Origin of the sequence: Dissulfurimicrobium sp. (genome assembly GCF_049968175.1) — a bacterium.
GTDB lineage: Bacteria > Desulfobacterota > Dissulfuribacteria > Dissulfuribacterales > Sh68 > Dissulfurimicrobium > Dissulfurimicrobium hydrothermale.
On sequence record NZ_JBMFRG010000087.1, the window covers coordinates 1 to 6,326 of the forward strand.

Genomic DNA, 6,326 nt, shown 5'->3' on the forward strand with positions numbered 1-6,326 from the left:
ATATCTACCAAGAAGGGCAAGAACGGCCTTCCTGACCCCAACAAGGTCCACATTACTGGCCTTGAAGGCCATGTCCCATACGGATTCAGACTGCCCGACATCGTATCTCTTCTTAAGATAACCGGTCATCGAAAATGCAGGGCTGGCCATCTCAAACCTGTCAACCGAGACCGACAGCCCATCCCCTCGCCTTTCAAAAGAGACATCAAAGGCCTTAGATGAGAGGTCAAGATCCTCACCGTTTACAACCATTCTGTAAATCGGCGCATCTCCCTTGATCCTGGCATTGAAGTCGCCAAACCCCTTTCCTTCAACCTCAAGCGTGATATCTGCAGCGGCATTGACCGGCCTCATATCGCCGAGACGCTCCAAATGCAACGGGACAAGGTGCGGGGAGAATCCTTTCATATCGAGTTTAAAGGCGAAAGGACCGCTTCTCAGATCGAACTTGCCTTGACATGCCGCCCTTTTTATAAAATCCGCCTGGAACTCAAGGTGTGACACGTCCACTTCATTTGATTTTACGGAGAGGTCCGCATTTAAACCTGATAATGCAAGCGGCCTCGTGAGCCATGAAATGGCCTTCGGTGAGACGATCAGGTGTCCATTTTTAACAATCACCATGCCAGGTGGCAGAAAAAGACCCTTACCACCCCTGCCGGCGGATTTTATTCGGATGTCAGGATCTATCAGATAAATACGCCTGAACTCAAAACGTCCAAGTGGTATGAGCTCCCATCTGGGATAGATCTCGGATTGTGGCAAGGTCAAATCCAAAGCCGCACTTTCAATCCTGACCCTTTGCGCCTGGATATGCGGCAAGGGAAACCACCTCAATTTAAGAGACCCTATCTCAACACGTCCGCCGAGCGCATTCGCAAGCTCCCTTGACGCCAATGTGGGGATATCCCTGCCATGCATAAAAAAAGGGGGGGCAAGGTATAAAATTGCGACAATAATCAGCAGGGCAATCAGACTAATCCACGCGATCTTCTTGGTATCCATGTTTATAAAAATCCTCGCCTTATATCCTTGACGACGGTCTTCAATCCCCTTAGCCCATTAAATTCTTCATCATGAAGGAGCGCATCAAGATTTGAAATGGCAGCTGGGATGTAGTCCAAAAAAATGCCCTTTCCCTTTGTTACACCCAAAAAGGCGTAGGCCCCCAATGCCTGCATGAGCCTAAAAATAGCAAGCGTCTTGAAATCGTGCCTCAATTTCCTTGGATTAAAAAACACCCCTAAATCTGCCAATGTCCTTGTATAACGGTCAAAAAGACCCCATACAAGGGGAAGCGGCAGGGAGACATACGGGTCGAAGAGCAGGGAGGCGGCATCATAGCCCAAAGGCCCAAACCTCGCACCCTGAAAATCTATAACCCCGATGGAAGACCTGCATATCATGAGATTTCTAGACTGAAAATCCCTGTGGATAAGGAAATTCCGGGGCATATCGTCAACGGCCACTGAAAAGACCTTGAGCTCGGCCTCCAACACAGCCGACCGCCTGATTCCCATCATTGTAGTAATAAAAGAGTCCAAAAAATAAAGGACTTCCTTTTTGAAAGCGAACTCGCCATTATAAGATGGCACGTCGAAACACCATGACGCATCAAAACCGTCCCGCCCCCTGACACCCATAGCAGCCAAGATGGACAAGACCCTCTCATATAGACGTTCAACCCCTTGCCAATCGCCCACATCCGACAACCTTTTAACCTCGTCTTGAAGGTGGATATCGCCAAGGTCTTCAGCTACTATTATACCTGCCGCGGCATCAAAATCATATATTTCAGGCACAGGTATGGATACCTTTTTCAAATGCCTACCTATGGACACATAGCTCGCGGCCTCCCGAATGCCATTTTCCCCGGGATTGGGATAAATGACTATGCAGGACTGCCCATCTCCATATACGCCTCTGCAGAACCTACGCTCTGAACCATCAGGCATAATCGGCTCAAGGAGGCGGATCTTGATCTTGCTGATGACCATTTACATTGCCCTCGATTTTGATATGATTATTTATCACAATAAAGCAACCTCTTCATCTCTTGCCTCGGCAAAAGCTGTTACGTATAAAAAGTTACTGCATGAAAACGATCTTCGATATAATTCGACTCACACCAAAGACCAATTGCGGAAGGTGCGGCTTTCCGACATGTATGGCATTCGCGGCTGCGGTAATAAATATGGGGGCACAGGAGGACAGGTGTCCATATATAGAAAAAAAGCTGTGCGATGCGGATGCTAAAAAGCATCGACAAGAAAATATCGAGACGGCCCTGGTAAAAGAACTCAAATCCAGACTCAAAGGGATCAACCTCGCCAAAAGGGCAGATGGTCTCGGTGCCTTGGTAATACAAACAGATACAGATCCTATCCTCCAGCTCGACTATCTCGGAGGTGAGGTAACGATATCGGCCCAGGGGATTTTCGACAAAAATGGTAAAGAACTCGACCCAAGGGATCACATCCTCCTTTACAATTATGTCTTTTCTGGAGGAAACGGCATGTTGTCCGGAAAATGGATTGGACTCGAGTCATTTCCCAATTCCATATCGAAGGTGGTGACGCTCCGCCGTTATACCGAAGAAAAACTGGCCGCAGCCTTTGAAGGGGATATTGCAGGACTAAAGGCCGCAGCCAACGACCTCGGCGCCGAGCCAGTCTTGCCGTGTCATGCCGACCTGTGCCTTGTCATCCCGGCCCTTCCCAAGGTGCCCATCCAGATACATTTCTGGGATGCAGACAGGGAAGACGGTTTCGAGGCCAGGGTCAAGGTGCTCTTTGACTCACGAGCACTCGACTTTTTGGACATAGAGTCCTTGGTCTTTATATCGGAGCGTGTTACCGAGACGCTTATTGAAAGACGCCAAAAGGCAATTGATGTTAAGATAACCTAGGCGCTTTACCTGCCCGCCTTTTCTTGTCATCCTGCGGGGTCATTTCTGTTCAGCAAGAATCACGTCATACTCCGCCCGCCGCAGAACAGTGTCATAAAGCCCGACGTCCTCCCCTCTATGACGATTGATGCCTATATAAACCAAACTGGGGTCTTCATACCGTTTGAACTTATACACCGCATCATTCATCAGGGCGCTGTTGAACACCCCTAGGCTAACGAGCAACTCAAAGTCTTTCACCGTTAACCCCGTCACCTTCTTAAACAACCCAGGCTCCAGTTGAGTGATCACATCCCTGAGCGTTCTTTCCCTATAGTCCGTCAAATACATGAAGATAGGTATCCGCGTGGCAAACTTGACAAGTTTCTCCTGAATTTTCTTTCTGAGGCCCTTGTATTCCTTCTCCTCATCCGTCAGTTGCTTCTTCTCATCCTTAGAAAGCTCCCTGTCGTTGGCCTCTTTCTTGGCCTTTTTCACGGCTTCGGACTTGTTGATGATGGTTTCGATGTCCTGATTGAGGTTCCGGAAGCCCTCGATGCTCATCAGGGCATTCATGGCCTGTTCGTTTTTCATGAGACGCCGCAGGGTGTCGTTATCTGCGTTCACCAAGAGAGCACTCTCCCAGCGGCGAGCGAGAAGAGTTGCTGTGGTGCCACTCATGGCCATGTCCAGCACACCGGTGGCATCGATCTGCTTCATGGAACTGCCATCATAGGCCAGCACCGGCAGGAAGTGAATGAATTCCTCTACCTTTTTCTCGGGATCATCCTCGTTAACGTTCAGCCGACAACTGTAGTCTGCAATCTGCCGCAGGGCACGATCAGGGGCGAAGTCGAAAACATAGCATTCCTCTTTGAGGATCAGCTCCTCATTGGGTGAGGCCCCAACGGGATTCTTGATGGTCCACGGATTCTGCACGCGGAAGGCGGCCTGAAAATAGGTCTCCGGGCTGGAGGAATTTCGCAGCATAAAGATGCCCGTCCACGGACGAACCGTAACCCCCGTGGTCAGTTTGCCGCAGGTCAGAGTGATAGTTTTCGTTTTGAGGGGATCGTCCATAGCACTCAGCACCGGCGGCAGGGCAGCAACGCCGATCCCGGCGGCGCTGCCGGCGGCCACGATGACTTTGTAATCGTGATAGAAACGGTTCTGCCTCTTCGCGAGCAGATTCCGCATGGCGTAACACGCGGCAACGCTGGGCAGAAACCAGAGCGTATGGGTCAACACGCTCAAGAGCCTGACATCGGAAAAAGGCAGCGGCGGCTTCTGCGCGCCCAGCCTGAGGTTGTCTATGCTGGTCGGCAGAAAAGCACCCCGAATCAGATCGAGCCACTTCTGCACCTCATTCTCATATTTGAACCGCGCCTTGTCGCCGATACCTTCCGCCGAAAAGAAGACATTCAAATCGAACTCGTCAAATTCTCCCTGCATGGCCACTTCCCGGATGGCATCCGGCAACTGATAGGTCATCAGCACCATGCGCGGCAGAGCGGCGTAGGGATTGTCCGGTCCCTTCCATTCCTCCTTTGCCTTTTGTTCATCCGAATAGGTCCAGTTGTAGATCTGCTCCTCGATGAACTCTCCTGTGGCAATGGCCCGAAACGGCGTGCCGGAAAGATACAGGTAGTGGTCGGATGTGATAGGCAGAATATCCTCATCGAAGTAATCAATGGCTTCACCCTCAGCCGCCTTGCGTTCCCGTTCGTCTTCCGCTTCGAACAGGTCTTTGGCCTTTTCGCGCCAGGCGCCGAAGTGGTATTCATCGAAGATCACGCAGTCCCAGTTTGTGGCGTGCACCCATTCGTTTTTGGTCTTGATGCCCCCCGTGCTGGGATTTCGTCCTAGGTAATCCTGAAACGAACCGAAGCAGACGATGGGCCTATTTTTGTCAGCCTCGTCGTAGGTGAGGCCCCCGGGCTTGATGAACTGCCACCCCTGAAAATCCACGTGGCAGCGCAAATCCTCCTCCCAGGCGCTCTGCACCGCCGGTTTGAAGGTGAGCACCAAAATCTTTTTCCACCCCATGCGTTTGGCGAGTTGATAGGCAGCGAAGGTCTTGCCGAAGCGCATCTTGCAGTTCCAGAGGAAATGCGGCGGCTTGTGGTTTTCGCGCCGGTAGCTCTTGAAGTAGGCTATTGTCTTTTGAACTGCAGCTTCCTGCTCAGGCCGCATCTTGAAATTCAATGAGCGCTGTTCTTCGAAGAGCTGCCCTTCACGGACGGCGTTGATAGCTGCCTTCACCTGTTTAACCGTAGAGCGGTACCATTCACCGCCCTCGTTGCGGATGCCATTGATGCGCAGCATGCGGTGTACATCATGATCAGTAAAACCCGTTCCATCATTGCGTAGGGCAGGCTCTTCGAGAACAATGTGATATGGGATCTTGCCGCCAGGGCGCAGGGTGGGGTACTGCTGTGCCACCCGCTCCTGCACGCTCTTGGTGGTATAGCCGATCTTGAGCAAACCAGCATACTGCGGATTGGTGTCCTCATATGCGTAGATCTTGGGCTCGATTTTGGGTCGTTGCGGAAAGAATTCTTGATTAGCCATCGCTCAACAGCCTCTCCAGTTCTGTTTGCAACTGCTTTTTATCCGGCAGATACAACTGATATTTGCTCACAAATAACTGATTGGTGATGTTCTGCGTTGCATATTCCACCAAAATATGGTCTTTGTAAGCGCCCAGCACGATGCCGATGGGCGGATTATCGCCCTCCACATTTTCTTCTTTGGCAAAATAATTCAGATACAGATTCATCTGCCCGATGTCAGTATGATCAATCTCGCCGCGCTTGAGGTCTATAAGCACAAAACATTTCAAGATGCGGTGATAAAACACCAGGTCTACATAGAAATGGCGATTGGCCAACGTTATCTTGTATTGCCTGCCCACAAAGGCAAATCCCTTGCCGAGCTCCAATAGAAATAACTCCAGGTTTTGAATGAGCCGTTGCTCCAATTCGCCTTCCAGGTATTGTTGTTTAGACGGAATGCCGAGAAACTCAAACACATAGGGGTCTTTTAGCAGGTCTTCGGCTTGCTGCACCTCACTGCCCTTTTGGGCAATCTCCAGCACTCCCGCCTTGTCCCTGCTCAGTGCCAGCCGGTGAAAGAGCATGCTTTTCATCTGGCGTTTCAGCTCGCGTACGCTCCAGTTTTCCTTCTCGCACTGCTTGACATAGAAACTGATTTCTAGATCATTATCAGCTTTTAGGATTTCAAAGTAGTGGCTCCAGGTCAATTTGTGAGACAGTGTCTCACTTTTTGGGAAGGCAAGATAAAACTTGCGCATATAAACCAGATTGGAACGGCTGAATCCCTTACCAAATTCCGCCGCGAGGTCCTTGGAAAGCCGGTCGAGCAGTTCGCTGCCGTATTCGGCCTTGATATTCCCCTTTTGCTCGAACTCCACGATGTG

Annotated in this window: 5 protein-coding genes; 1 reads left to right on the forward strand and 4 read right to left on the reverse strand. The window is 50.6% G+C overall.

All coding sequences use genetic code 11. The features are described from left to right. On the reverse strand, nt 1-1,005 hold a 1,005-nt coding region (locus tag ACP5SG_RS09140; RefSeq protein ID WP_428123838.1), incomplete at its 3' end, for a hypothetical protein. 2 nt (nt 1,006-1,007) lie between these two features. Further along, nucleotides 1,008-1,997: an aminoglycoside phosphotransferase family protein gene (locus ACP5SG_RS09145; protein ID WP_237888466.1), complete on the reverse strand. Its 990-nt coding sequence runs from the start codon at nt 1,995-1,997 to the stop codon at nt 1,008-1,010. A gap of 98 nt (nt 1,998-2,095) precedes the next feature. On the opposite strand from ACP5SG_RS09145, the gene ACP5SG_RS09150 reads away from it, so the two are divergent. Continuing rightward, nucleotides 2,096-2,908, forward strand: a complete 813-nt coding sequence (locus ACP5SG_RS09150; RefSeq protein ID WP_237888467.1) for a DUF3786 domain-containing protein — start codon at nt 2,096-2,098, stop codon at nt 2,906-2,908. Between the two features lie 39 nt (nt 2,909-2,947). Here the strand turns inward: ACP5SG_RS09150 and ACP5SG_RS09155 are convergent, their stop codons facing one another. Next, a complete protein-coding gene (locus ACP5SG_RS09155) occupies nt 2,948-5,458 on the reverse strand; it encodes a GIY-YIG nuclease family protein (protein WP_428123847.1) in 2,511 nt (836 codons plus the stop codon). Next, on the reverse strand, nt 5,451-6,326 hold an 876-nt coding region (locus ACP5SG_RS09160), incomplete at its 5' end, for a PDDEXK nuclease domain-containing protein (protein WP_428123855.1). The genes ACP5SG_RS09155 and ACP5SG_RS09160, both read right to left, overlap by 8 nt.